This window comes from Deltaproteobacteria bacterium (assembly GCA_026129095.1).
Classification (GTDB): domain Bacteria; phylum JAGRBM01; class JAGRBM01; order JAGRBM01; family JAHCIT01; genus JAHCIT01.
Genome location: JAHCIT010000001.1, coordinates 233,088 through 259,657, shown reverse-complemented (window position 1 = coordinate 259,657; position 26,570 = coordinate 233,088). Strand labels below are relative to the sequence as shown.

Below are 26,570 nucleotides of genomic sequence, written 5' to 3'. Positions count from 1 at the left end.
CCGTGAGCGGCAGGCGGGCCATTTCTGACTCCAAACCGAGCAAGGAACCGTCAAAAAAGTGTCCCAGACCGTCACCATGGAGAAGATCGTCTCCCTCGCCAAGCGGCGGGGGTTCGTGTTCCAGTCGTCGGAGATCTACGGCGGCCTGAACGGCTGCTGGGACTACGGCCCCGTGGGCGTGGAGCTCAAGAACAACGTCAAGCGCGAGTGGTGGCGGAGCACCGTCACCGAGCGGGACGACATGGCCGGGGTGGACTGCTCGATCCTCATGCACCCCCGCGTCTGGGAGGCGTCGGGGCACGTGTCGGGCTTCAGCGACCCGATGGTGGACTGCAAGACCTGCAAGGGCCGGTTCCGCGAGGATCACCTGGCCGAATCCCAGTGCCCGAAGAAGCCGAGCAAGGCCCCCGGCCAGCACGATGAGTGCCAGCTCACCGAGGCGCGCAAGTTCAACCTGATGTTCAAGACCTTCGTGGGCCCGATGGAGGACACCGCCGCGCAGGTTTACCTCCGGCCGGAGACGGCGCAGGGGATCTTCGTCAATTTCAAGAACGTGCTGGAGACCTCGCGGCAGAAGATCCCGTTCGGGATCGCGCAGATCGGCAAGAGCTTCCGGAACGAGATCACGCCCAAGCAGTTCACCTTCCGGGTGCGCGAGTTCGAGCAGATGGAGATCGAGTTCTTCTGCAAGCCGGGCTCGGACGAGGAGTGGTACAACTACTGGAAGGATGCCCGGTTCAACTGGTACGTGAACCTGGGTATCCGGAAGGAAAACCTGCGCCTGCGGGCCCATGAGGCGGACGAACTGGCGCACTATGCGCGGGGCTGCTCGGACGTGGAGTATCTTTTCCCCTTCGGCTGGTCGGAACTGGAGGGGATCGCCAACCGGACGGATTTCGACCTCAGGCAGCACCAGCAGTTCTCGGGCAAGTCGCTCGAATACACCGACCCGCAGTCCCGCGAGCGGTTCGTTCCCTACGTGATCGAGCCGTCGGCCGGGGCCGACCGCGGGACGCTGGCGTTCCTCGTGGACGCCTACGCCGAGGACACCGCGCCGGACGAGAAGGGCCAGCCCGAAACCCGCATCGTCATGCGGTTCCACCCCCGGATCGCGCCGGTGAAGGCGGCCGTCTTTCCGCTGACGAAGAAGGACGGCATGCCGGAGATGGCCGACAGGCTGTACCGCGACCTCAAGAAGCGGTGGAACGTGGACTATGATCTCTCCGGCTCGATCGGCAAGCGTTACCGCCGGCAGGACGAGATCGGAACGCCGTTCGGCATCACGGTAGACGCCGATTCGGTGAAGGACGGCACCGTCACCGTGCGCGACCGCGACACGATGAAGCAGGAACGCGTCGCAGCCAGCGGGATCATCGACTACCTCGGCGAGAAACTGTCATGAGGAAAGCAAAAGCCGCAAGGGCCCGCAAGGCCGTGAAAGCATCCAGCGCCGCCGCTCCGGGCAAGGGAAAGCTCGTCTACTTCTTCGGCGACGGGAAGGCCGACGGCCGGGGCAACATGAAAGACCTTCTCGGTGGCAAGGGCGCGGGGCTTGCCGAGATGACCAGCATGGGGCTTCCCGTGCCTCCGGGTTTCACGATCACGACGGCCGTGTGCTCGTCCTACTATGCCAACGGACGCCGCTATCCGAAGGAACTGAAAAAGCAGGTGGACGGAGCGCTCCGCCGCGTGGAAACCCTGATGGACCGGGGGTTCGGCAGCGTCGAGAAGCCGCTCCTGTTCAGTGTCCGGTCGGGCGCGCGGGACTCCATGCCCGGCATGATGGACACGGTGCTGAACCTCGGCCTCACCGACCGGACGGTGGAGGGGCTCGCCGCCTATACCGGGAGCCCCCGGTTCGCCTGGGACAGCTACCGCCGGTTCGTGCAGATGTACGGCGACGTCGTGATGGGGATGAAGCCCCAGAGCGACAAGGAAGTGGATCCGTTCGAGGCAATCATCGACGACCTCAAGCACAAGCGCGGGGTGGAACTGGACGTCCAGCTTACGGTCGGCGACCTGCAGGAACTGGTCGAGCGGTTCAAGCGGCTCGTCGTTGACCGTACCGGCAACCACTTCCCCACCGACCCGGAAGAGCAGCTCTGGGGCGCGATCAGCGCGGTGTTCAACTCGTGGGAAAACGAGCGGGCGAAGATCTACCGCAAGCTGAACAACATCTCCTCGGCCGGCGGCACGGCCGTCAACGTGCAGGCGATGGTGTTCGGGAACCTGGGCGACGACTGCGCCACGGGCGTCGCCTTCACGAGGGATCCCTCCACCGGAGAGCGGCGCTTTTTCGGCGAATACCTCGTCAACGCGCAGGGCGAGGATGTGGTGGCCGGGATCCGGACCCCGGAGCCGATCAACATCGCGGGCAAGGAAAACGACACGCAGCGCTCCCTTGAGGAGGTGATGCCGTCCGCCTACCGCGAGCTGGTCCGGATATACGAGAAGCTCGAAAAGCACTACCGCGACATGCAGGACATCGAGTTCACCATCGAGCATGGACGGCTGTTCATGCTCCAGACCCGCAACGGCAAGCGTACCGCGCAGGCGGCGATCCGCATGGCCGTGGACATGGTGAAGGAAAAGCTCATCACACCGCAGGAGGCGATCCTGCGCGTGAAACCCGAGCAGCTCGACCAGCTCCTGCACCGCCGGTTCGACCCCAACGCGCCCAAGAAGGTGGTCGCAAAGGGCCTCAACGCCTCGCCGGGGGCCGCGGTGGGCAAGGTGGTCTTTTCGGCCGCCGACGCCCAGAAGCTGAAGGATCTCGGCGAGCCGGTGATACTCGTGCGCGTGGAAACCTCGCCGGAGGATATCGGCGGCATGACCGCCTCCGAGGGCATCCTCACCCAGCGCGGCGGCCGCACCTCGCATGCCGCCGTGGTGGCCCGCGGCATGGGCAAGTGCTGCGTCGCCGGCTGCGGCGAGATCGCCATCGACTACGACAAGGCCCAGTTCACCACCCGGCGCGGCGGCCAGACAGCCGTCGTGAAGGAAGCCGACTGGATTTCGCTGGACGGATCCACGGGCGAGGTGATGCTGGGCAGGCTGGAAACCTTCGAGCCGGAGCTGTCGGGCGAGTTCCATGCCTTCATGAAGTTCGTGGACCGGGAGCGGCGGCTCAAGGTGCGCACCAATGCCGACACGCCGGCCGATTCGGAGCTGGCCCGGCGGTTCGGGGCCGAGGGTATCGGCCTCTGCCGCACCGAGCACATGTTCTTCCAGCCGGACCGCATTCTCGCCGTGCGGGAAATGATCCTCGCCGGCGACCGGCAGGCCCGCGAGAATGCGCTGGCAAAACTCCTTCCCATGCAGCGGAGCGACTTCAAGGGAATCTTCCGGGCGATGGCGCCCCATCCCGTGACGATCCGGTTCCTGGACCCGCCACTCCACGAGTTCCTCCCGGCCAAGGAGGAGGAAATACAGGATCTGGCCCGTGAACTGGGACAGCCGCCCGCCGCCGTCCGTGCCAAGGTGGAAAGCCTGCACGAGTTCAATCCGATGCTGGGCTTCCGGGGCTCGCGGCTTGCCGTGGTGTACCCGGAGATATTCAACATGCAGGCCCGCGCCGTGATCGAGGCGGCCAGCGACCTTCTGCTCGACGAGGGACTCAAGGTGACGCCGGAGATCATGCTCCCGATCATTTCCGATGCGGCCGAGTTCGCGCAGCTGAAAAAGAACGTGATCGACACGGCACACGAGGTGAACCGCGAGAAGGGGACCAAGGTGCCGTTTCTTGTCGGCACAATGATCGAGCTGCCGCGGGCGGCGATCCTGGCCGACGAGATCGCCGCCGAGGCGGAGTTCTTCTCCTTCGGGACGAACGACCTCACCCAGACGACGATGGGCCTGTCACGCGACGACGCCGGCAGGTTCCTTCCGGCCTATATCGAGGCGAACCTCTACAAGTCCGATCCCTTCGTCACGATCGACCGTGCGGGCGTGGGCAAGCTGATGGAAATCGCCGGCAATCTGGGCCGCAAGGTGCGGCCGGGGATCAAGCTCGGCATCTGCGGCGAGCATGGCGGCGATCCCGATTCGGTGAAGTTCTGCCACAAGCTCGGTCTAGACTACGTCTCCTGCTCCCCTTACCGGGTGCCGATCGCCCGGCTGGCCGCCGCACAGGCTGCTGTCGAGGAAAAGCGGCCGCCGAAGAAGAAATAGCCAGTTCACCGGCCTGATAACGGGATGGGCGGCCTGCTGGCCGCCCTGATCCGTTCCAATCCAAACCTCACCAGCTCCGCTATCGTTACCACTTGTGGCTAACTCCCTCTGGTGACTGGGGAATCCATTTCTATCCACATTGCCTACAGTGTCGAGCCCAGCTGATTCCGTGTACCATTTCACATCATGTGTTCTCGTATTTGAGAACGATTACTAGATATAACTTATCAAAATCACTTTATTTTTAAAAATAAGTGGTCATCATGCTTTCGTGGAAGCGAGAACAACACAAGAGCGACCCCAGCCGGCGGATTTCGAGAACTACCGCGAATTCCTGAAGGCCATGGTCAGCTATCTCAAGGCCAATCAGCGCGGCTTTTCCTACCGCTGGTTTGCCCGGCGGGCCGGGTTCAATACGCCGAGTCTGCTCAAGCATGTTCTGGACGGCGACCGCAATCTCGCTACCGATTCCATCGAGAAGTTCGCAAAGGGCCTGGGACTCGACGCAAAGGAAAAGGCGGATTTCGGGGCCCTCGTGATGCTCTCCCAGGCGAAGACAGATGAGGAACGCAACTACTACTACGGGCGCCTGCGCCGGTACCGGAAGCACACCGACGGGCGCAAGCAAATGGAGAAGGCCCACTACGAGGCCTACTCGCTCTGGTGGGCACTCCCGGTCCGGGAGATGGTCCGCCATCCGGATTTCCAGGAAGACCCGGCGTGGATCGCCCGGCGGCTGCACCCGCCGGTGAAACCGTACGACATCGAGCGGGCCCTTCGCATTCTCCTCGATACCGGCTTGCTCGTCCGGGAGGGAAACGGTGTCCTGAAAGCTGCCCACAACACGCTTGAGACTCCGTCCTCGGTGTCATCCCTCGCGGTCCGCAACTACCACCGGCGGATGCTGGAAAACGCTCTGGCCAGCCTGGACGGGCTTCCACAGGAGGAGCGGTATGTGACGTCGGTGACCGTGAACCTGACGCGCAGCCAGTACGAAGAACTCGGTCGGCGGATTTCGGCTTTCCAGGACGAAATCCTCAGCCAGCTCGTGCCTCCCGCTGATTCCAGCGAACCGCGGGACGTTTATTTCATCGGGTTTCAGGCAGTGCCTGTGACCCGCCAGCAGAGGAGCAAGAAATGAGATCCTTCCGACTGTTCATCACGATGGCCGCAGTCCTTGCCGTTGCTTCCGGCGATACCGGATGCGCCGGAGAGACCGGTGGCGTGAAGACCGGCAATGGCGCCACGATCACCGTCCAGGCCGTTTCTTCAGGTCCGGCCGGTACGCCGATTGTGGCGGCCAGCGCCGCCTCAGCCGATATCTACAGCAGTGACGATGATGACGACGGCCCCGAGGGGGAAGACGGCAGTGGTGCGATCCTCACGGTCAATGAGGGCTATGCAAATGTGGAGTTCATCGAGATCGAGCTTCCTGATGGCACCGGTTGCGAGATGTTCGGAAACTACGAATTCCTGTCCCCGGTATCCTGTGAAGACGACCGGATACTCATCGAAGGACCGTTCATGGTGGATCTGATCCTTGGCGCCTCGATTCCCGAGAGCGGCGAGCTTACCGTCCCGCCCGGTACCTACAAGAAGGTGAAGATCCGGTTCGGGGAGTCCTCCGGACTCAATCTGCCGCCGGATCACCCTCTTGTAGGACACACCCTTTATGCGGCCGGTACGATCCGGATTCCAAACGAAACTCCCGAAACCACTGACGACCCGGTCTATTCCTACCTCATGCCTTTCGACTTCGACGTCGAACCGGAGTTCGAGAACCCGGCGGGCATCAGTATTACTGACGGTGCCCTGGACCGGATCATCCTTAACCTGGATGTGAACAGGTGGTTCACAGACCTGCCGATCGGTGACTGCATTGAGGAACTGGATCCAGTTGTAGAGCCAATCAACTTCGCGGCCGACCTGGAAGGCGACTGCGAGGACGTGGAAGAAGCCCTTAAAGACAATATCGAACAGTCCGGCGACCTCGATCACGAAGAGATCGAGGATGACGATGACTGAGCTGATAGTCCCTGTCCCTGTTCCGGAACGCGCGCAATAAACCCGAAACCACAACCCCTAGACACATTCAAAAGACATCTTTTGAAGGAGATATTCATGAAAACCACGATACAGACATCACTGGCCCTTCTGGCCGCACTCTCACTCGCTGCCTGTGGAAGCACCGGCGGCGGAGCCGATGCCAGCGGGATCGGCGGCGGAATCATCATCCGTGCGACCTCGTCCGCATCGGCACCGGCGGCCGCCACGACCAATGCCATTACCGTCCAGAGCGACGGTGACGAGGCAGACGACGATGACGGCGACGGCGAGGTCGATTACGAAGGTCATGGCAGTGACGGAACCGTGTTCTATGTGAACTCCGCTTCTGTCTCGATCCGTACCATTGATATCGAGCTCCCGGAGGGCACTACCTGTGCCGACCTTGGGGCTGTTACCCTGCCGGAAAACGTCACATGCAAGGAATCGGAAGAGGATGACGATGATGGCCCACGGGTCCGCGTGACCGGCCCCTACGTCGTTGATCTCATGACCGGAACCTCGACACCGTCTCTGGCTGATCTGCTGCTCCCGCCGCTCGTCTATAACAAGATCAAGATCAAGTTCGACTCGGTGGACGAGGACGACGAGGAGGAACTCGTAGATACGGAAGACCCGATTCTCGGCAACACGCTGGTGGCGGCCGGATCGTTCAACTATGACTCCACCGACTACACGTTCGATCTCGCCCTGGACTTCGACGAGGAGGTCGAGTTTGAGAACGTGGATGGAGCAGCCATTGATGCCGCGACACTGAACAACCTGATCGTGGAACTCGACGTGAACGCCTGGTTCGCCAGCGTTGGCGTTGGTGAATGCATCATTGATGGTGATCTGGTGGCTGACGAAACCGGCCATGTCACGATCAACGATTCGACGGATGAGTGCGATATCCTTGACTCGATCAAGGATGCGGTTGAGGCCTCCGGCGAATTCGGTGATGACCACGACGATGGCGAAGACGATTGATCCTCGTCCAGCCTGATAATGAGACGGGCGGCCTGCTGGCCGCCCGTTTTTTTCTCCATCCGGCTGAAAAGCCAATAGTTTCAGGGCTTTCTCCCGAAGCAGGGACAAGGGGAAAGACGGTTCGCAAACCCCTCGGGGCCACCCCATGGTTTTCTTTTCTCTTTCCCCCCAGCCATTCGTGGCTACTCTAATCACCGGCTATGAGTGAATCGCTGGAGCAACACCTACACCGGTTGTCCACTACGGAAACCCCGCTGGCGCTGCCGGAATCGAACGGGCGCCTCCGGTGCGTTGCCTGCGGGCACCGGTGCATCCTGAAGGACGGCATGCGCGGCGTCTGCAAGGTCCGTTGGATGGAGGGCGGAAAGCTCCATGTTCCGTGGGGTTATGCGGCAGGCATCCAGAATGACCCTATAGAGAAGAAGCCGTATTTTCACGCGTTTCCGGGCGTTAAAGCACTCTCCTTCGGAATGCTCGGGTGCGACTTCAAGTGCGCTTACTGCCAGAACTGGGTGACTTCGCAGGCGCTTCGCGATCCGGTGGCAGGAGTGGAACCCGAGGAGGTAACGCCGGATGAAATTGCCGATATCGCCATCAGGGCCGGTTCCCGCGTCGTGGTTTCCACCTACAACGAACCGCTGATCACTGCCGAGTGGGCGGTTGATGTATTCAAGGCGGCCCGTGCGCGTGGGCTCGCCACGGGGTTCGTTTCCAACGGGAATGCGACGCCGGAAGTCCTCGATTTCCTGAAGCCCCACTGCGATATCTACAAGGTAGACCTCAAGGCCTTTTCGCAGAAGAACTACCGTGAACTGGGCGGCCGGCTGGACCATGTGCTGGAGACGATTTCCAGTCTGGTTGACCGGGGGTTCTGGGTCGAAATCGTCACGCTACTCGTCCCCGGCTGGAACGATTCCGACGAGGAACTCACCGGTCTGACGGAGTTCATCGCGTCGGTTTCACCGCTGATTCCCTGGCATGTGACGGCCTATCACCCGGACTACCACATGCAGGACCACGTCCGCACCGGTCCCCGGCACCTTGTCCGGGCGGCGGAGATTGCGGTCAAGGCGGGCCTCAGGTTCATCTATCCCGGCAATCTGCCCGGGCAGGTCGGCAACTGGGAAGACACCCGTTGTCACCGGTGTGGCGAAACAGTCATCCGGCGGACCGGGTTTCGGGTTCTGGAAAACCGTCTTGGCAGGGGAGGCGAATGCCCGGGATGCCGTGAGCCTGTACCGGGTTTCTGGGAGAACGGACTCGTGCCGGTAAAGCCAGTCTCTAGGGCCGCTGCCTGATCGTCTGGCAGGGCTTGCCACCATAGCGCCCTTGCCTGTTACGCTTCTTCGTCATGGCTGGCAGCTTGCGGAAAAAACGTCCGTTCTGGACGGCCCTGAAGGACTGGTTCTTCCGGATCCGGTTCTGGATCACGATTGTCTGCCTGTTTATTCTAGGCGCGGCTTTCGGGTTTTACTGGTGGATGGGCGATGCCCGGCCCGAGTGGAGCCGTCAGGTGGTCGAGGATTATGCGCCCTGGAAGCACCCCGAGACCCGGCTGATCTGGTCGGCTTGGGGTGGCGGCGAGGTCGGACCGGATCAAGTGGCTATGGCCATGAGGGAAGTGCAGTCATCCACCGTTCCGGGGATGAAGGAACGGTACGAACAGGAGCGGCGGCGCCTTCTGCACCGGTACCGGGAAATGGCCCAAGAGACTGAAGATGCACTCGCCGAAGCCCGTCGCACGGGGAACCGGACGGGCAGCGAGATAGCTGGCGCTGAAGCCACGCTGGAGCGCATCCGGAAGGGCGTTCACTATCTGGAGTCGCTTCCTGAGAAAGCGGCAGAAGCTACTGGTCTTCGGCCTGAACAGGGGCCGGGGGCCGCTCCCTGAACGCCAGTATCGACACGATGATAAAGCAGAGAATCATCGTCAGGTTTCCGGATTGGGAGATTCCATGCCAGCGGCCAAATGCCTGGCGGACAGGGTGGCCCGGGTCGGTGAGATTCCCTGAACGGATTTCCTCGCCAAGTGCCCGGAGTACCGGCCCGGCATAAAGCCAGTTGAAAAGAGCCAGGACTGACGCAATGCCGGCGCAGATCCGGATGGCGGTTCCGGCCTTCTGCCAGATAGCGACGGACATCATGACGGCTAGTGACAGCATGGCCATCACGAGGAAATAGTACGGAAACACCGCCGCCAGCATCTCCCCTCTGGCGGGGTTCGGGACCCTGGCGAACATGGCCGGTGTGATGACGAATGAATACAGTCCGGACGCGCCCACGGCGGCGGCAGCCATAACCACGGCGAAACGCCGGGACCGGGGCCATCCGTTCATGGAACGAGGGGTGTCAGCCCCTGGCTTTCTGGATCAGGCGGGCGAGGTCGGCCTCGACTGATTTACGGAGTTCAGCGCGGGCATCGTCGGTGATTTCGCCGCCGGGGAAGATTTCGGCATCGATTCGTACCTTGCCGCTCTGGTCACGGAACTCGAAGCTGAACTGCTGGGGAAAGGTATCCCGCTTGGTCCGAATGACGAGATGGCTGCGGGCCGGCTCGTATTCATATGAGATCGTCCGTGAGCCGCCGGGAGCTTCGGCCTCCACCGTGTCGCCGGTGACGGAGTTCACCTTTGCCGCCAGCGAAGACCACTCCGGCAGACGGCCGGGGTCATTCAGTATTTCATGCAGCCGGGTGGCACTGGCAGGGCCTTCGGCAGAAAGTTTGATCGGATCTCGGTTAATCATGTGTGGCTTCTAGCTGAAACCCCCGGCTGGGGCTACCGGGGCCAGGGAGACATCAGTTCATCTCTTCCAGGAGATCGACGGCGGTTTTCACCGGATCATGTCCTGCGGATTGCCTGGGAGCCTTGCGCTTTTCTCCACGTTTTTCGGCTTCCTTCATCTCGCGGAACAGGCCGACGCGTAGCAGCTGCATGATCCGCCGGAGGCCTCCGAAGAAATCCTGTGAAACGGTGTTGATCCTGAGGACCGCCGCATAGTTCCGGTTGGCGGCGATCTTGGGATTCTTCTCGCCCAGCATGGCGAACCGCCGCTGAGCTTCGATAAAGCGCGTCCCTGCCGGGTCCATGATTGCCTGAATCCGGCCGAACATTTCCGAAAGCGCCACGGTGGCCCAGTACATGCCGGAAACGAGGGTCGGGTTGCTCATCGTATCGAAAAAATCCTTCAGGGACGGCGGCTCGCCCGCCTCTTGGCCGTATTTCTCGCACAGGTAGAAGTCCATCGCGATGTGGCGGGATTCGTCCTGGTTCACCTTTTCGATGACAGCACGGGAAAGCGGATCTTCGATATAGTCATTCACCGAGCGGAGCAGGGCCACGTCCAGCACCAGTTCGCCGGCCGTGACCATTGCCGAGGCGAATTCTGGCGAGATGCCATTGATCATTTCGCTCATGGCGCGGACAAACTTCACGAGGTTCGGGTCAGGCGTGTAGATGCGGTACTGGTGAACGTCGAAATACTTGGCGAGATGCCACATGGCTTCGGCATGGCGGATTTCATCGTCATAAAACGTCCCGAAGATCGCCTTCTCCGTGGGGTCGGCTGCCTGCTTGGCGAACTCAAGGAACGCTGCAGCTGCGATCCGTTCGATATAGATGAGATTGGTGAACGCCTGACAGGCTTCCATCTCGTCAAATCTTGACAGCGATGCAGGCTTCTGCGTCCAGTCAAAATCGTTGACGTTCCATTGGCCTTTTTGGCATTTGTCCAGCATCCGGTCGAGGTTCATGGAGCCTCCTCAGGCTACCTAGGCATAGGAGACGTGGTCGAAGGCGGCAAGTCAGAAGGGTTCCGGATTCTGACGGAGATCCGGTGCGGCGAAACGGAGCCTAAGTCCGGCGCGAATGCTTAATGCTGCAAATTATAGGAAACTTTTGGTGAGGAGGAGAACGGCCTCAGTTACACCGGTTTCCGCTCCTTACCCGGTGAAGCTGTCCCGCCCTTCGGTTCCTTCCGGTCGCCGGTCATCCGCTTGCGGGGGCCCAGATCCAGCTTACGGGGCCATTCGCTTCCGTAGTCGAGAATCCCCCGGCAGATTCCACGGCCAAGCCGCTTGAGGTAAGCCTCATTCCGGAACGAAGTGGCATCCGTCTCGTTGGTCAGAAATCCCAGTTCGATGAGCAGGGCCGGCATGTTGGCCCGCACCAGCACGAAAAACGGGGCCTGGAGCACACCCCGGCTCCTGAAGTTGAATTCGCGGGCGAGCGTCTGGTGGACGACGGCGCCGAAGTCCTCGCTTCCCCGGATATGCTGCGCACTTTTCAGGGACCACAAGGTCATAAGGAGCGGATCGTTCGGATCGGCTCCTTCGAGGCCCAGTGAAGCATTTTCCGCCAGCGCCACCCGGTGCGCTTCCCTGTCTGTGGCCTCCGGGTTCATCAGGTAGGTTTCGATCCCCTGCGCCTTGGGGTTTTTGGCAGCATTGGCGTGGATCGATACAAACACGTCGGCATTCAGGTTGTTCGCTATCTTCGTCCGGTCTGCGAGTGGAATGAAGAAGTCCTCTTCCCGCGTCAGAAACACCCTGAGGCCCGGTTTTTCCTGCCGGAGGCAGGATGCAGCAAACCGGGAAACCGCCAGGACAACGTCTTTTTCCAGTATCTCGCCAATTCCGATCGCGCCCCAGTCATGACCACCATGACCGGGGTCAATCACCACCACGTCGAACTGTTCTGGCGTGGGGGGAAGTGTGCCGAACCGTTCGATGAGATCCGGTGGTGTCGGCAGGTAGGTGGGGGGGGCGGTGCCGGTCGGCTGAGTGGCAGCAGGGGGCTGTCCCGATGACGGGGCAGGGCTACGCGCTGCGTCATCGCTTTTGGGTCCACAGGAGAGGAATAGAACGCCTATCAGTGCGGCAAGCAGCAGGGTCGGCTTTGAAACCGGACAGTTGGGAGGGCTGTGAAACATTCCAGCCATTCTGACGCAATGCAAAATGAGGAGCAATTCCCGCCTATTGACAGCAGTTCACTGTCCGTGTGAGACTGGGTTTAAGGCATTGAGTCCATTGGTCAGGCCGGAGTCTAGTCGCGGCTCTTCCATTTTGAAATGGTGACCGGGATCCTTGCACTGGGGTGGGAACGTCGGTTTGGGTCGCCGTTCCTGTGATTTTTAAGGACAGGATTGTTAAGAGACATTGGATACCAAGCCCAAGCGTTCGTACACGGTCGTACTGGTCGGTGAACGGGAAGTTCGGCGGGTAACTGTTCCCGCATGGCTTCTGTCAGGCCGGATTATCGCCTTGGCAGCAATTACCGCAATTCTTGGCATTGGCCACTACCTCTACAGTTTCCAGCAGGCGGTCCAGGTAGACGGCCTGATGAGTGAAAACTCCGAACTGAGGGCCCAGGTGGCAGCGGTAGAAGCCCGGCTGGCCACGCTCGACCGTCAGATTGACCGGGCCGGGCAACTGGAAAGCCGGATCCGCCGGATTGTCGGTATCGACCCTGCTCCCCGCCAGCCGGAGAGCGGCACAGGCGGGCCGCGGGTAGCGGGCGAAGCGCAGCTATACTCTACTTTCCGGCCAGAAGACGCGGCCCGGTTGCAGCGTATTGATGCCGACCTTGCCTCCTACAGCAGCCGTAGCGTTCGTGCCGAAATGGGATTCGAGGTCCTCCTCGACTACTTCAAGAGCCAGGAGATGCAGATCCTGGCGACGCCAACAATCTGGCCTGTGCGTGGGTGGGTGACGTCGACCTTTGGTTACCGGATTGATCCGTTTACCGGCGAGCGGCGGCTCCATGAAGGTCTGGATATCTCTTCAGCGCAGGGGACCGTCATTACGGCACCTGCTTCCGGGACGGTGATCCGTTCCGGCATGCGGGACGCTTACGGCCTCTCCATTACTATTGATCACGGTTACGGCCTGACAACGATTTACGCCCATATGTCCGAAACCCTCGTGAAGGTGGGCGAAAAGGTCATTCGTGGCCAGAATATCGGTGCAGTGGGTAGTACCGGCCGTTCCACCGGGCCTCATCTTCACTATGAAGTCCGTGTGAACGACATTCCGGTCGATCCGTTCCGCTATATCCTGAACTGAAATCTGCTCTCGTCCGGTTCCCGTTACCCTTCCGGCCTTTCGGAAGCTACCGTTGCGTCTGTATGGCCATTCGGGGTGATACTGGCTGATGAAGCGCGAACTGGTGATCAGCCATGACCGGCTTGAAACCCGGGTTGCCGTGATCGAAGACGGCCGTCTGGCCGAGTACCACACTGAACGTCCCCAGGACGCAGGTCTTACCGGCAATATCTACCGTGGACGGGTAGTCCGGGTTCTGCCTGGCATGCAGGCGGCCTTTGTCGATATCGGGGTGGAGCGCCCGGCGTACCTGTTCGCGGGCGATGCCCAGCCCGAGGGGCCACGCGGCCAGCAGCGCCTCATTGAAGATATCGTCCGGCCGGGCTGCGAAATACTGGTGCAGGTGGAAAAGGAACCGGGTCCTGCCAAGGGAGCCAAGGTGTCGACGCGGATCGCTCTGGCGGGCCGGTACGTTGTGCTGTTCCCCGGACGTCCGGTGTTCGGTGTTTCTCACCGGGTCAATGGCGATGACGATCGTTCGCGGCTCAAGGAAACCCTGGCGGCACTTGCACCGGAGGGATCCGGTCTGATCGCCCGCACAGCCGCCCATGAAGCGGACCCGGCGGCCATTGCGGCTGACGTGGCCGAGCTTTCCGCCGAGTGGAGAAGCATCGAACAGCGCAGCCAGTCGGGGCCGGTTCCTGCTGTCATATACCGGCCCCCGGAACTGGCGCTCCGGATCGTCCGCGACTTCATCGAACCGGGAATTGCAGCGGTGATATGCGATTCGGAACCCCTGATGCTCTCGATGAAAGAACTGGTCGGCCGCCTGAAACCGGCATTGCTTCCGGTCATGGAACTGCACCGGGGGCTGGAGCCGGCTGCTGACCGCTTCGGCCTGGACGACGATATCCGCTTGGCGCTGGCGCGCCGCGTCTGGCTGCGGTCAGGCGGGTATCTCGTGATCGATTCGGGAGAGGCGATGACCGCCATTGACGTGAATACCGGCAAGCATACGGGAAAACGTGATTTCGAGGAGACGATCACCCGCACCAACCTGGAGGCGGCCCGGGAAATAGCCCGTCAGCTCCGGCTCCGCAATCTGGGCGGAATTATCGTCATTGATTTCATTGACATGCAGAAGACTGAAAACCGCGAGCGGGTCCGGAAGGAACTGTCCGATGCGCTTGCGGCCGACCGGGCCCGCTGTACGATTACCCGGATATCGGAACTGGGTCTTGTCGAGATGACCCGAAAGCGGGTGCGTGACAGCCTGACCGCACAACTTGAAGACGTGTGTTCCTGCTGTGAAGGGACGGGGCGCACGATCTCGCCGCTCACGGTGGCGCGGGATATTCTCCGGCAGGTCCGCCGCTCGGCGGCCAAGGGCCTCGGGCCGAATGTGGTGGTTCATGCCCATCCGGCGGTTGTGGATCGCCTGACGGGCGCTGATTTGCCGGGCGTGGAGGAACTGGAAGCGGCAGCGGGGCTGCGCCTCGCATTCAAGGGGATCGAGGCTTTTCATCCCGAACGGTTCGAGGTCATGCCTGGCCGGGAATCCACCGGCCGGCGGCGGCTCAAATGACGGCTCTGGGTGATCATGCCGGGACATGAATAGATGACGGATATCGTGATTGACCGGGAAGACACGCCGCTGCTCAGGGAGGTGGCGCGTGACCTGCTTGCGTACCTGGCCGAACTGCACGCGGCAATGGAGCAGATTGATCTCAGGACAATTCCGCTGATGCAAAAGAGGCTCCGGGAGATCCATCTCCCGAAACTTCGCGGTGTGGAAGCGCGTCTCGAACTGCGGGCAGGGCTGGACGAGCATCTGGGAACGTGGCTGAAATCGGTAAAGTCCATGGCGGCAGGCTGCCAAACCCTGAGCGGGCCGTTCAATCCGGCCAACCCCGCCTCGCTGCTGGCGGGTTTTCATGCGGCGGGAGATGCCATGGTCGCGCTTTTCCCCTATCGCAGTGTGGTGAGCGAACTGGAGCGGTTTTTTCTTGAAGTATCCCCGCCGGAAGGGTTCACCGAGCCTCTGCCGAAGGCAGACATTATCCGGCGTGAATTTGTCTCGGATGGCAGCATTGTCGGGCATGGGCTCCTCTTCCGGCCGAGCGGGCGCATACCCACTGGTCGGCGGCCGCTGGCTGTCCTGCTTCATGGCGCCTTTGGCGGCTCCGGGGAGTTCCTTTCGCTCTGGCTGCGGACACTGCACACCTGGTGCTGGTACGGGCTTGCGCCCAAATCCCGTGGTGCGACCTGGGATGAAAAAACCGATTTCCCGCTGATCCTTGCCGAAATGCGGCGGCTCATGGCTGAGGAATACATTGATCCCGGCAAGGTGCTGGTGACGGGGCTTTCCGACGGGGGGAGTGCGGCTTACGAACTGGGGTTCGCCAATCCTAACCTGTTCACTGGAGTTAGCTGTGTGTCAGGGGTCCTGAAGCCCTGGGTACCGGTTGAAACCGCCGCGCAGAAACTCCCCGTCCATGTAATCCATGGGACATCTGATTTTCTGTTCCCAGTGCAAACGGCGAGGCTCGCCGAGCAGCGGCTGAAGGCGGCCGGATGTCCGGTTACCTACCGTGAGCTGCAGGGCCTGTCACATACCTATCCGGTGTCAAAAAACCGCGAGATTGCCGAATGGTTCGACCAGTCCTGAGTGACTGCCTAGTTTTCCTCAGGCTGGTCGCCTGGAGCCCGTGCATCTGGCCGCCATTGCGGATTCATGACGAACTGGTGTGATATGCCCTGCTGGGCGTGCAGAGTGATCTGGTGCTGCATCGACTGGTATCCGTCCACGCGGATTTCAATCCGGTAGGGGCCGGGGACGAGATTGAGCAGAAATTGACCATCCATTTTGCGGTTGAGGACCGGCGAGTCGCCGCAGAATACACGCACCATCCCGGCGAGCGGCTTGCCATCATGGGTATTGACCTGGCCCCGGTAGGTTGCGCTGGGAAGGCTGGAGAGTTTGTGCTCCACGCTGAAAGTATAGCCATTCCCGGGCCCTGACGAACCTCCCCTCGACTTTCCGCCAGGAAGCCTTATATTGGCTTTTGTGAAAGCCTTGGGCTCTCCCGCTTCATGCCGGAGAACCGGTTTTCCCTGCTGGATGACCTGCGGGGGCGAATTGGGTTCGACGGGGATCGGCTGAGTCAGGGGTTGCGTGCCGCGGAGCCTTCGGCCGCGTTAACAAGAGGCAACACTGTAATCGACGCTGATTACGACATGGCTCTCGCGGCCTAATTTAAACCGCGAGTTCTCCGGGGAAGGCCCGTCCGAAGCCCGCCCCGGGGTGACATGAATACGGACTCGCCTGCGGGAGGCACCTCGGCTTCCAATGGCTAAAAGCAACCGGGGCATGGCGCAGGGTGGGCGGATGACCGGCCAACACCAGGCGCCGAGAACCACAACAGGTCAGGACGCACGTGGTAGCCGCTGACAACAGGATTCTCGGACCCGGGTTCAATTCCCGGCGCCTCCACCATTTAACTATCTGTATTTATTGCGCTTTTGAGCGCCGCGGCGCGTGATGAACCGTCATGTGCCGTCAGTGTGCCGTAACTTTCTTCCGGACGAACCTGAGGTTCGTCGAGAAGCTGCACGGCGTCCCGCTTCGTGTCGGGACTCATGTGCGCATACCGCATCGTCATGTGAATGTCCGCGTGGCCAAGCAGTTCCTGAATGGCCTTGAGCGGCACTCCCTTCATGGCGAGATGCGAAGCGAACGTGTGGCGAAGCATGTGCCAGCCGACCTCGCGTAGCCCGGCTTTTCGCCAGGCGCGCCTGAGCGGCCACTTCGTCTCCGCCTTGTGAAGCATGTCTCCGCTTTTTCCCGCGAACACATACTCGCCCCTGAGATGCCGGTGAGCCTTGAGAGACTGCCGCGCATCATTGCTCAGCGGGATCTCCCTTGGCCTGCCGCTCTTGGGCGTGCCGATCACGTCGTTCCAGGCAGCCTGTCTCACGAACAGTTTGCCCGCGACGAGATCCACATCCTGCCAGCGAAGCGCCCTCAGCTCTCCGAGCCGCATGCCGGTCCGGAGCGCCACCACGATCATCGCCCGCCACTCGGGGTCCGCGCCGGCGATCAGCCGTTCGGCCTCCCTGAAGTCGAGAAAATCGTAGTCAGGCAGTTTCACCTTCAGGAACGACACTTCAGGCGTCTTCCCGATGACCTCCCACTTCTTCGCGATCCGGAACATGCGTCCGGCCACGGCGAGGTGGTTGTTCACCGACTTGGGCGAGAGGCCGCTCTCTATCTTCTTGGCCTTGTACGTCTCGATGTCACGCGTCGTGATCGAATCGAGCGGCCGGCTTCCGAAGTAGGGATTCAGGTGAGTCCTCAGCATCCGTTCCTTGTTGTGTATCTCGCTGGGTTTGTTGTTCATCTTCGCATAGGTATTCACGAACTCTATCGAGAACGCTTTGAAAGTAGGTATGGGCTGTGTCTCCGGTATTTCCTCCTTCTTCTTTTTGTATTCGCCCTTGAGCAGCGCATTCCGCACTTCCCGCTCGTACTGTTCCGCCCCCCGGCGGGTATTCACGGGCGAGTGTTTGCGGATGCGCTCCCGGCGTCCGTCTGGATGCGTGAAGTCGATATCGACGACCCACACCTCCTTCATCAGGCCGGTCTCCCGGTCCTGAATGGTCCTGCGTCGTACACTCATCGGGGTTTCCTCGTTGAGCATGAAACGCGGTCCTGGCCAACAAACCACGATAGCACGGTTTCGCGGTGGATGCGTATGCACCGGCCAAGTTTGCGGACGCCGGGGATCTCCCGTGTCGAGCACAGGTGGTAGGCAGTGTCGCGGTTGATGCGGAGCAGGGCGGCGAGTTCGTCAACGGTGAGAAATGCCGGTAGTTCCTCCATCGGTGAGGAGCGTTGAGATGAATCGGCAGATTTGTCGTGGTCCATGGCATGAACCTCAGAGGGATTGGGGTTGGTGTGGCTATTCGAATTTCACGCCCCGGAAGCGGTTGAGGGGGATGAGCCCCATGTAGTCCTTGCGGACCTTGATGCGGGCGAGCCCGGCGCGGACCAGCTCGTTGAAGGCGAGGCCGATCTCTTCGCCGGAGATTTCGTAGCCCTTCGATTCGACCATCGCGCGGATTTCGTAGATGAAGCTCGATGCGGCGGGGATGGCTGCGGAACGCTGCCGGAGGCGCGCGTAGACCGCCTGGGCAAGCGGGGAGAGCTGCGGGGGTTTCTCTGTGACGGCGGGGTCCATGGGTGTCTCGTCCTTTCTCCAGATCAGGATGCGGGCAAAGGGGAGGGAAATAAAATGGCCAATCTTCCGGAATCTTTTGCCAATTATTTTCGCATGAAGGCGGCTGAATCCGGCAGGGATTAACGCCGGGTGAATTCTGCGAGCCGGGGAAATCATCCCCGGTCCTTTCAGCCATCAATCTGACAACTATCTGTTTGCTCAACAATGATCTTTTTGTGCGCACACGGGCGTTTATGGGGGTACTGATCGATCCGGGATTCCAGGGAGGTCAGTGGGTTACGGCTGAAACGAGGGATTTCCCTGAAAACATCCGTGCGCGAACCGCGCTCGCGAAGAGGTTTGCCAGCACCTGGGCGGGCCCGTGGACGCACCCCTGGGCCGTGCTCGGACGACACCTGGAACCGCGCCGTTTTCCCGGCCCGCCGCGCGCGATCCACGCGCGCGGAAGCGGGGTACCTCTGGCGGCACCAGAAAAACGCCTGCGAGGCGGCCAGAAGACGGCGTCCGAGGTGGCCGGATTGGCCTCAGGTCAGCAGTTTACATAGGTTATGGGGTTTTGTGATGCCTTGTTCTGCACATGAAAATAGTGGAACGCGTTTCCCTCTGTTGCTAGGATCGGGCGTTTGCAATTCCGGACATCAGGAGTGTTTCCATGGACAATCATGTGGCAGTGATCGGCGCCGGCATGGCGGGGCTCGGGGCGGCCTATTCGCTCCGGCAGCAGGGCATTCCCTGCACGGTCTTCGAGCCGGGCAAGAAGGCCGGCGGCCGCATGACGACGGAGAAGATCGGCGACTTCCATGTGGATACCGGTGCGTCGTTTGTGGTGAAGTATTTCAAGGCGGTCTCGGATCTGGTGCACGAGATCGGGATGCAAGACGAGATGCGGGTGCTCGCCCGGAACGCGGCTTCGCTTTACCGGGACGGGAAGTTCCACACCGTCAGCATGAGCAACCCCTTCACGGCGCTTACGTTCCGGGGTGTATCGCTGAAGAGCCAGCTTTCCATGATCGGGGTTCTGCCCGACTATCTGAAGCACTTTTTCAAGGTGAACAGCTTCCTGAACGCCTACAAGGGAGTAGCCATCGACGATGAGAACGCCTACGACTGGCTGAAACGCCGCACGAGCCAGGAACTCGCCGACTATCTCGGCGATCCGGTCTGCCGCGCCCTGTGCATGTACCCGCTCAAGGACATGTCGAAACTCAACTTCATGGCCTATTCCCTGTCGGTCCTGAACATGAAGCTCTATTCGTTCCGCGAGGGGATGGGCTCGGTCCCGGCCCGGCTGTCGAGAGACCTCGACATCAGGTATGGCGCCCGCGTCACCTCCGTGGAGCAGAAAGGCGGCCGGGTCGAGGTAAGCTGGAGCGATGGAAACCGGACCCAGACGGGGGATTATGCGGCGGCGGTCGTCGCGGTCTGGGGCGATCTCGTTCCGGAGATCGTAAAAGGCCTCTCACCGCTCGAAACCGAGATTTTCAGCAGCACGCAGTATTCGACGACCTGGCCGGTGGCTATTACGACGGACGTGCCGATCCACAACCCTTTTTACGGCGTCTACATCAGTCCCGGAGAGAGCGAGTGCCTGGCTTCTTTCGGCATCGAGGACGCCAAGGGAAACCAGAACGTTCCGCCGGGCAAGGGGTGTCTGTTTTGCGTCACGAAAGAAGAGTTCGTTCGTTCGTTCAAGGGCACCCGGGAGCAGTTTGGGGAGATCGTGGCCAGAGATGCGGTGAAATTCTTCCCCTACATTCAAGGGCACATTACCGGCATTCACGTCTTCAGATGGGACCGGGCCGTGGAGAAGATGCCTCCGGGGCGCTTCTCCATCCTCCACGGCCTGAACACCCAGTGGCCGAAAGACCGCCGCGTGTTCGTGGCGGGCGCCTACTTGATCGCACCGTGTACGGACGGCGCGTTTACCTCCGGCCGTCAGGCTGCAGAGAAAGTGGCGAAGGTGCTGAACTGACCGCCGGACAGAACTTTCGTGACAGCCCACTGGATCGCCGAGGCACTTCATGACGCCGGAAGATATGGCATTTCCCCCGCTGGGAATGCTTCATTGAAGCCTCAATATATCCCTGAATGAAACCAGCTCCCCCTTCCGGTGAACCTCCCCCGCTGGCGGCGAAGAGTTCCGGCGGCGGACGGCGGCGGGCGTATAGAGGGAAAGCTCTTCAAGAATCTTGGCCGGGATCTCGGTTCCGTACCGGGCCCAGTAGAACGGCACTCCGGCGGTATGGGCGACGGCCCCGTCTTTCCGGAGCGAGTCGCCGACCAGAATGGCTTCTTCTGGTTTCACGCCAATCGCCTTCAGGATTTTCCGCAGTCCTCGCGGGTCCGGCTTTTCCCAGGACGGTGGCAGTTCGATGACTTTGCCGACTTGGGACCGGTAGTGGCCGGACCGCTCTTTGGCGACGATGAACGGCGCGACCCGGTGTCGGCCGCCTGACTTCGGAATCGGATAGGACTTCAGGCAGTAGAGGCCGTCGAACAGGCTGTCGATTCCGGCGCGCTTCAGCCGCTGCTCGGCGGGGAACCTCGGCGCGTCGGACAGCGCGACGATACTCACGCCCTGACGCTTAAGCTTTTCCAGAGTCTCTTTCACTCCCGGGTACAGGCGGAACCGTTTCTTCCGTTCGGCGGCATAGGCAAGGGCGGCGGGAGTGACGACGGTTTCGAGGAAACGGTCCAGGTCGTCGCCATGCTGCCTCCGCCAGCGGGTCCAGATGGCCGACTGTTGCAGGGTGAAGGCGTATTCGGTCGTCTGGTAGCGCCCGTAAACCTTCTTGAGAGCCTCGATAATGAACGGTCTCGGGTAGCCGGTGGTCGTCTCGACCGAATCCACCATCACCTTCAGAGACGGAACGATATACCCCGCCCAGTCCCAGAGCGTGTGGTCGAGATCGGTGATGAGGAGTTTTACCGACATGTTCTTGAGCCAAATATAGCCGCCCCAAATGACAAATCATGTCGCCGGTCCCGCTATCGTTAAAACCCCTCCAAATGGCTCCTAAGCCCCCTCCAGAACTATGACACTACCTGTCACAGGCACCCCTTATAGTGAACCTGTCAATGGCTGATTTTCGGGAGGTGCGGCATGGCGATCAGGAAGAAGCACAGGAGGTTTCTCGCCACCAGGGAGCGCCGGGCGCTTGATCGGAAATGGCGGCAGGAACGCCGGGAGCAACGGCGACAGGAACAGAAGGCAGAGCGTGCGGCGGAGCGGGCCGCCCTCCTGGCACAGGTGGCGGAGCCGGTCGCGGCCGTGCCGGGGGTAGAGGTCGATCTCCGGACGGCCCGGAGGCGGGTCCGGGAAAAGGCCCACGTCTGGCTCGGGGATCTGGCGAAAGAGACCGATGCCGTCCGGCTGTCGGATGAGTGGGTGAACTGGCTGGACGCCTGTGCCGCGTTCAACTGCTACTCGTTCAACAACATCCTCTGGATCCGGGAGCAGTTCCCCGAGGCCCGGCGCGTGGCGAGCCGGCGGGTCTGGCGGCAATACAACCGCACCGTCAAGCCGGATGCGAAGCCGATCTGGGTGATCTGCGCCGTCAGTTTCTGGGGCGGCCGGGTCTATGACATCTCCCAGACGGAGGGCGACCCGCTCCCGGAACTGACCAGCTCGGTAGAGGGCGAAACCCCGTGGTGGGACCGGCTGCGGAATGGCGCGGCCCATCTGGGCATTGAAATTAAACCCAAAGCGGATCTGGAAGCGGGATACCAGGGCCGGTCGCACGGCGGCTCAGTCGAAGTGGATATGGCCTTGCCGACCGTCCAGCGGTCCCTGGTCCTGATTCATGAATTGGCCCATGAACTGCTCCATCAGGCGGAACTGGAGCGGCGGCGCAAGCTGGCGGCCGAACAGGGCGACGAGGCGATATTCATCAACCGGTTCCTGACCGCGATCGAGAAGGGCCAGCGCGAGATGGAGGCTGAATCGGTCGCCTACATCGTCGCCAAGGCGCTTCAACTGCCGACGGCCGCGCCGGTCTACATCGCCTTCTGGGAGGACCGGAACTGGCTCGGAAACCGGGTCGAGGATCTTCACAAACAGATGAGCCGGATCCAGCGCGCCGCCCAGAAGATCCTCAAGGCCGCCGAGCGGAAGCGGCCCCCGAAACCGAAACCCGTTGTCATTGAAAACCTTAAATCGCCCATACTGGAGGAATACGCATGGTCCGCCTGAGAAGCATTAATCCTGACAATCCTGTGAAACCGGTGGTCCTGGAGTGTGCCCGGTGCAAAGCGGATATCCGGGAAAGCCAAGTATACGCGTGTGTTACCCTGTCTTTCGAATCGATGGACCCGATTTCGGCCAAAGATTTGACCGCAGAGCATTACGAGGGACAGAATCAAATCAACGAAAAGAGGAAATCCCTCGGTGAGCCGCCTATGGAGCCGTCGGACCACATCGTTAGCGTCCGCCACGCGGAGCAGCTTGCGGCGTTCTGTATGACCTGCGCGGAGAAGATGGGGTTGACGAAGCCGGGCGAGGAAATGGACGGAGTGAGGCGAGCGTTAAATTCGTTCACCTAGTCCAGAAACCAATAGGGCATTGAGGCATCATAAAAGTGACGACAGCGAGCTTCATGGCGTCACAATGACAAACTAATAATCCAAGGGGAGAGTAAATAGTGGAACTAAATATAGTTACTAGCGCAACTGGTGAAATGGAAGAACAAGTTCGCGATGCCATCGGCAATGCCCAGGAAGTATGGGTAATTAGTGCATATGTTAGTCTAACTGGGTTTGAAATAATTGAAGATCAAATTAAAAAATCACTTCGGAAAGGAGGTAATATCACATTATTGTTTGGGATTGATCAGTCTAATATTTCTTCTAAAGAACTATATGATCGTGTCTCTGTATATGTTGAGAAGTGGCCGAAAAACATTTCAGTTTGGGTGTGTTTTCAAAAAACAAATTATTTGATGCATGCAAAAGTTTACGCTGGGTTTGGCCGGGATGACGGGCAGGATCATTTGTTAATAGGCTCTACTAATCTTACCGAAAGAGCGTTTAAATCAAATACCGAGATCGCAATAAGAGCTGTAGGGAATCTCGGTAATTTACGTCGGGACATTCACGATATATTTGAAAGTCTTAAACCGGCTTGCCACAAACTTGATAAAGAAAACATAAAAGATCTTTCAAAATTCTTAATCGAAAAGTCATCGGCTAAAATAGAATTGACCGAAGAACAGCTGGAGGATCAAAAACGTCGACGCGATGAGGTTAAAGAAAAATTCAATAAACTGACTGAGAAAATAAAGCCACCCGATCCCGAAACAATAAAGGCTTATAAAAATAGGCCGCAAGATTTTGTTATGGACCTCATCAGCGAAGGCGTTTTCCTTTCATACGATTTCGATATGGAGAAAACGAATGCCAAAATCAAATCAGATTATTTATATCGGGCGGGGATGCTCACAAAGGAAGCAAAAAGGAAAATAGGAATTGCGCAAAAACGTAACAAGGGATCAAGTTACTCAGTTCCAATGCTTCCTGAAGATGTCCAGAAAAAATTAAAAAGTATCTCGCTGAAAATTAGTAATGCATTTGGCACTTCAGGCATCGAAACTGCATTTGGTTATTGGGTACCGAATTCAAATGTCCAAGATTTGAATGAGAGGATATCGGAATGTGAGTCGGAATTAGTTGGAATACTTACTGAAAGTGAAAGACGTGTCTCGATACATATAAATAAGTCTAGGAAAGAATTAGATTCTACTGTAAAAAAAGTCGTTTATGATCTGGCGAAAGACGGATTATCATCTCCAGATAAATGGAAAACACGGAAATTTAATTGGGATCAGGCAATAATTAGATCCAACTATAAAAAGGGTGCGCCTTGGAACAACAAGACAGAGCTATATAAGAGGGCGCTGAAATCAATATCGGAGGTATTATATGAGGATGTGCGGTCACAGTTAAACAAAAGTTATGCGTTGGCTCAAATTCGTACGTTATCGTCAAAAATAATATATCTATCTGAGCCCCAAGGCGAAGAGAATATGAGAATATATATCTCTGATCTCGTCTGGGCCGTAGTTGGCTATAGATTTAAGGGATTAAAAAGGAAGACTGGTCCGGTTCGCTACCTTGTTGAACGTAGTCGCGGGCAAACGACTGAAGAAGATCTGGTAAAGTACGTGGAGGCCTCGTGTTCTGTAGATGATGAGTCTTTTATATCATTAGAAAAGCTAGTGGAGACATTTATTTCGTGGTTCGGTAAGCCGCCTTATTTTTCGCCCGAATCATTGAATACAATTGCGGCCGAAGAAGAACAAGAAGATGAAGTGGATGATGATGAGGATGGTGGCAATGACGATGAGGACGATGAAAGCGACTGTGATTAAACAGAATTGCAAATAAGTAGTCCTCTCGCTCTCGTACACCCCACATACATCAGGTTCCGGTGATCCTGGTCTTTCTTCTCGTCGCCGGTTGCGGTGGCAAGGCTTTCGGTTTCGACGAGGATAACCACTTGGCGTTCGAGCCCCTTGAACCGGTGAATGGTTTCCAGGACGACCTTGCCGCGCACCGGCTGGTCTGATGGCGTCAACTCCCAGTTCCCGATCTTCTTGATCCCGTTGAGTGCGCTTTTCTTGAGGCTCACTCCGGTCAGGATGGCGATCTCCTCGGCCGGGATGAGGTCTTCGTGGATCAGCCGGTCGAGGACCGTTTCGAGCGCGTCGGCCAGCTTCAGGTTGGACGGGAGTTTCAACTGCTCGACCGGCGGGCCATCGGGGCCGCCGGGAATAAACTCTTCGTTGCTGCAGAACCGGGCCGCGAATTGCTGGATCGGTTTCGTGTTGCGGAGGTTTTCGTCCAAGGTGAGTTCGGTCGCAAACTCGGGGAACGACGAGCCCTGCCGGTAGAACCGCTGGTTGGGATCGTAGAAAACCCAGAGCGGTTGTTCGTCCGGTTCAAAGAGCGTCCCGAGGATGAGTGGCCACCAGTCCTCTTCAATGTCCTGCGCCTCGTCCACGACAACCGCGTTGAATCGGTCGTCCGGCCGTTTCCCTAGAGCCTCGCTCATCCACGCCGGGAGCTGCTTGCGGAAATAGTCCGCCGGAACCTCTTTGGTGCCAAGCGGCAGCACCGGGAGCCCCGCCCGTTCCGCATAGTCATGGCAGAGGCCGTGGAACGTGCTGACGGTAACGCCGTCAGTCCCGGCCAGCGCGGTTTTCACGTAGTCCGCGAGCGGCTTGTTGAAGCAGACGAACAGCGTGCTCATGCCATCCCGGGCGAACTCGCGGGCCTTCTCGATGGCCAGCAGCGTCTTTCCGGTACCGGCGCCTCCAGCGACCGAGGCCCGGGCGTTGCGGCGGTTGCACCGGAGGACGGCGAACTGCTGGTTCGTGAGCCGGAAAATCTCCGTATCGGTGTCAGAGAGGAGAACGCCGAGCGGTTTCCTCAGCTCATAGGTCGGCGCGAAGAATCTTTCGACGACGGCCAGATCGGACTCAAGCATCTCCGACCGGTGCGCGGACTGGTTCGACCAGAAGCTGAAAGCCGACTCCAGCTTTTCCTCCAGGTAGATCAGGTCGGGCTCGAAGAGGGCGATCGGGGTGGGCAGGTCGGGTGCGAGCTGAGTATTGCGGTCCCGCAGGTCGGGAAACGCGACCGCATGACAGATCATCCCACTGTTCCGCCAGCCCGGCTGCTCCTTCAGCCGCTTCACCAGATCGTTCTTGAGGATCATCGCCTTTTTGACAGGATCATCGATCTCATGGCGCCGGCCGTCGCGGTCCACGCTGAACCACTTCCCGGTCGGGCCGTCGTGCGCCACCCCGCCGCCCTTCACTTCGATCACGAGAACACCCTTCGCCGGATGGACGACGACGAAATCCGCCTCCGCGTCGCTGGTCCGGCCCTTGGGGTTCTTCGACGGCCAGCGCACCGAGTAATAGACGGTGTAGGGACCCGGCAGTTTCGCCAGCCGGTCGTAGACCTTCACCTCCGCGTTGAGGCGAGGCTCCTTCCGGACGCTGTCCGGCAGGGGCGTTGGGAAGATACGTGCCATGGGTGTCGGGATTGTAGCGCAGAGCTACAAACTATCGAATCACATATTCAAA

At 59.6% G+C, this 26,570-nt stretch carries 23 protein-coding genes and 1 other RNA gene; 14 read left to right on the top strand and 10 right to left on the bottom strand.

Annotated elements, in window-relative coordinates:
- Positions 1 to 76 precede the first annotated feature (76 nt).
- From KIT79_01140 to KIT79_01110, 7 genes are all read left to right on the top strand, one after another.
- A complete protein-coding gene (locus KIT79_01140; GenBank protein MCW5827895.1) occupies positions 77 to 1,402 on the top strand; it encodes a glycine--tRNA ligase in 1,326 nt (441 codons plus the stop codon).
- Complete coding sequence (gene ppdK / locus KIT79_01135; GenBank protein MCW5827894.1) at positions 1,399 to 4,170, top strand: pyruvate, phosphate dikinase; 2,772 nt, start codon at positions 1,399 to 1,401, stop codon at positions 4,168 to 4,170. The genes KIT79_01140 and ppdK overlap by 4 nt, the downstream gene beginning before the upstream one ends.
- 271 nt (positions 4,171 to 4,441) lie before the next feature.
- A complete protein-coding gene (locus tag KIT79_01130; protein ID MCW5827893.1) occupies positions 4,442 to 5,311 on the top strand; it encodes a TIGR02147 family protein in 870 nt (289 codons plus the stop codon).
- Positions 5,308 to 6,195, top strand: coding sequence for a hypothetical protein (locus KIT79_01125; GenBank protein ID MCW5827892.1), 888 nt, complete (start codon positions 5,308 to 5,310; stop codon positions 6,193 to 6,195). The genes KIT79_01130 and KIT79_01125 overlap by 4 nt, the downstream gene beginning before the upstream one ends.
- A gap of 96 nt (positions 6,196 to 6,291) precedes the next feature.
- A complete protein-coding gene (locus KIT79_01120; protein ID MCW5827891.1) occupies positions 6,292 to 7,203 on the top strand; it encodes a hypothetical protein in 912 nt (303 codons plus the stop codon).
- Between the two features lie 200 nt (positions 7,204 to 7,403).
- A complete protein-coding gene (amrS, locus tag KIT79_01115; protein MCW5827890.1) occupies positions 7,404 to 8,501 on the top strand; it encodes an AmmeMemoRadiSam system radical SAM enzyme in 1,098 nt (365 codons plus the stop codon).
- Between the two features lie 53 nt (positions 8,502 to 8,554).
- Entirely contained in the window at positions 8,555 to 9,094 is a 540-nt protein-coding gene (locus KIT79_01110; protein ID MCW5827889.1) for a hypothetical protein, read from the top strand.
- Here KIT79_01110 and KIT79_01105 read toward each other — a convergent pair.
- The 4 genes from KIT79_01105 to KIT79_01090 form a co-directional block, all read right to left on the bottom strand.
- Entirely contained in the window at positions 9,051 to 9,539 is a 489-nt protein-coding gene (locus KIT79_01105; GenBank protein ID MCW5827888.1) for a DUF4149 domain-containing protein, read from the bottom strand. The two genes, KIT79_01110 and KIT79_01105, sit on opposite strands and share 44 nt — an antisense overlap.
- A 13-nt stretch (positions 9,540 to 9,552) precedes the next feature.
- Entirely contained in the window at positions 9,553 to 9,948 is a 396-nt protein-coding gene (locus tag KIT79_01100) for a hypothetical protein (protein MCW5827887.1), read from the bottom strand.
- A gap of 52 nt (positions 9,949 to 10,000) precedes the next feature.
- Positions 10,001 to 10,954, bottom strand: coding sequence for a ferritin-like domain-containing protein (locus KIT79_01095; protein ID MCW5827886.1), 954 nt, complete (start codon positions 10,952 to 10,954; stop codon positions 10,001 to 10,003).
- Between the two features lie 170 nt (positions 10,955 to 11,124).
- On the bottom strand, positions 11,125 to 12,132 hold the full coding sequence (locus KIT79_01090; GenBank protein ID MCW5827885.1) for an N-acetylmuramoyl-L-alanine amidase: 1,008 nt from the start codon (positions 12,130 to 12,132) through the stop codon (positions 11,125 to 11,127).
- 226 nt (positions 12,133 to 12,358) lie between these two features.
- Here KIT79_01090 and KIT79_01085 point away from each other — a divergent pair, with 226 nt between their 5' ends.
- The 3 genes from KIT79_01085 to KIT79_01075 all read left to right on the top strand — a co-directional run bounded on the left by KIT79_01085 (position 12,359) and on the right by KIT79_01075 (position 15,911).
- Positions 12,359 to 13,264: a M23 family metallopeptidase gene (locus tag KIT79_01085; GenBank protein MCW5827884.1), complete on the top strand. Its 906-nt coding sequence runs from the start codon at positions 12,359 to 12,361 to the stop codon at positions 13,262 to 13,264.
- Positions 13,265 to 13,352: 88 nt separating this feature from the next.
- Complete coding sequence (locus tag KIT79_01080) at positions 13,353 to 14,828, top strand: Rne/Rng family ribonuclease (GenBank protein ID MCW5827883.1); 1,476 nt, start codon at positions 13,353 to 13,355, stop codon at positions 14,826 to 14,828.
- 33 nt (positions 14,829 to 14,861) lie between these two features.
- A complete protein-coding gene (locus tag KIT79_01075) occupies positions 14,862 to 15,911 on the top strand; it encodes a hypothetical protein (GenBank protein MCW5827882.1) in 1,050 nt (349 codons plus the stop codon).
- A gap of 8 nt (positions 15,912 to 15,919) precedes the next feature.
- Here KIT79_01075 and KIT79_01070 read toward each other — a convergent pair whose 3' ends face one another.
- Complete coding sequence (locus tag KIT79_01070) at positions 15,920 to 16,234, bottom strand: carboxypeptidase regulatory-like domain-containing protein (protein ID MCW5827881.1); 315 nt, start codon at positions 16,232 to 16,234, stop codon at positions 15,920 to 15,922.
- Between the two features lie 139 nt (positions 16,235 to 16,373).
- On the opposite strand from KIT79_01070, the gene ssrA reads away from it, so the two are divergent.
- Positions 16,374 to 16,739: a transfer-messenger RNA gene (gene ssrA, locus KIT79_01065) on the top strand.
- Position 16,740: 1 nt separating this feature from the next.
- Here the strand turns inward: ssrA and KIT79_01060 are convergent.
- From KIT79_01060 to KIT79_01050, 3 genes are all read right to left on the bottom strand, one after another.
- Complete coding sequence (locus KIT79_01060) at positions 16,741 to 17,922, bottom strand: site-specific integrase (protein ID MCW5827880.1); 1,182 nt, start codon at positions 17,920 to 17,922, stop codon at positions 16,741 to 16,743.
- Positions 17,919 to 18,125 (bottom strand): helix-turn-helix domain-containing protein, encoded by a 207-nt coding sequence (locus tag KIT79_01055; GenBank protein MCW5827879.1) that lies wholly within the window; start codon positions 18,123 to 18,125, stop codon positions 17,919 to 17,921. The genes KIT79_01060 and KIT79_01055 overlap by 4 nt, the downstream gene beginning before the upstream one ends.
- Before the next feature lie 79 nt (positions 18,126 to 18,204).
- A complete protein-coding gene (locus KIT79_01050; GenBank protein ID MCW5827878.1) occupies positions 18,205 to 18,483 on the bottom strand; it encodes a hypothetical protein in 279 nt (92 codons plus the stop codon).
- 652 nt (positions 18,484 to 19,135) lie between these two features.
- Here KIT79_01050 and KIT79_01045 point away from each other — a divergent pair.
- Positions 19,136 to 20,455, top strand: a complete 1,320-nt coding sequence (locus KIT79_01045) for an FAD-dependent oxidoreductase (protein MCW5827877.1) — start codon at positions 19,136 to 19,138, stop codon at positions 20,453 to 20,455.
- A gap of 90 nt (positions 20,456 to 20,545) precedes the next feature.
- Here the strand turns inward: KIT79_01045 and KIT79_01040 are convergent, their stop codons facing one another.
- Positions 20,546 to 21,418, bottom strand: a complete 873-nt coding sequence (locus tag KIT79_01040; GenBank protein MCW5827876.1) for an HAD family hydrolase — start codon at positions 21,416 to 21,418, stop codon at positions 20,546 to 20,548.
- 168 nt (positions 21,419 to 21,586) lie between these two features.
- Here KIT79_01040 and KIT79_01035 point away from each other — a divergent pair, with 168 nt between their 5' ends.
- Together KIT79_01035 and KIT79_01030 are read left to right on the top strand one after the other, a co-directional pair.
- A complete protein-coding gene (locus tag KIT79_01035; protein ID MCW5827875.1) occupies positions 21,587 to 22,675 on the top strand; it encodes a hypothetical protein in 1,089 nt (362 codons plus the stop codon).
- A 448-nt stretch (positions 22,676 to 23,123) separates the two neighbouring features.
- Positions 23,124 to 24,848, top strand: coding sequence for a phospholipase D family protein (locus tag KIT79_01030; protein MCW5827874.1), 1,725 nt, complete (start codon positions 23,124 to 23,126; stop codon positions 24,846 to 24,848).
- Here the strand turns inward: KIT79_01030 and KIT79_01025 are convergent.
- Positions 24,845 to 26,518: an NERD domain-containing protein gene (locus tag KIT79_01025; GenBank protein MCW5827873.1), complete on the bottom strand. Its 1,674-nt coding sequence runs from the start codon at positions 26,516 to 26,518 to the stop codon at positions 24,845 to 24,847. The two genes, KIT79_01030 and KIT79_01025, sit on opposite strands and share 4 nt — an antisense overlap.
- Positions 26,519 to 26,570: the final 52 nt, after the last annotated feature.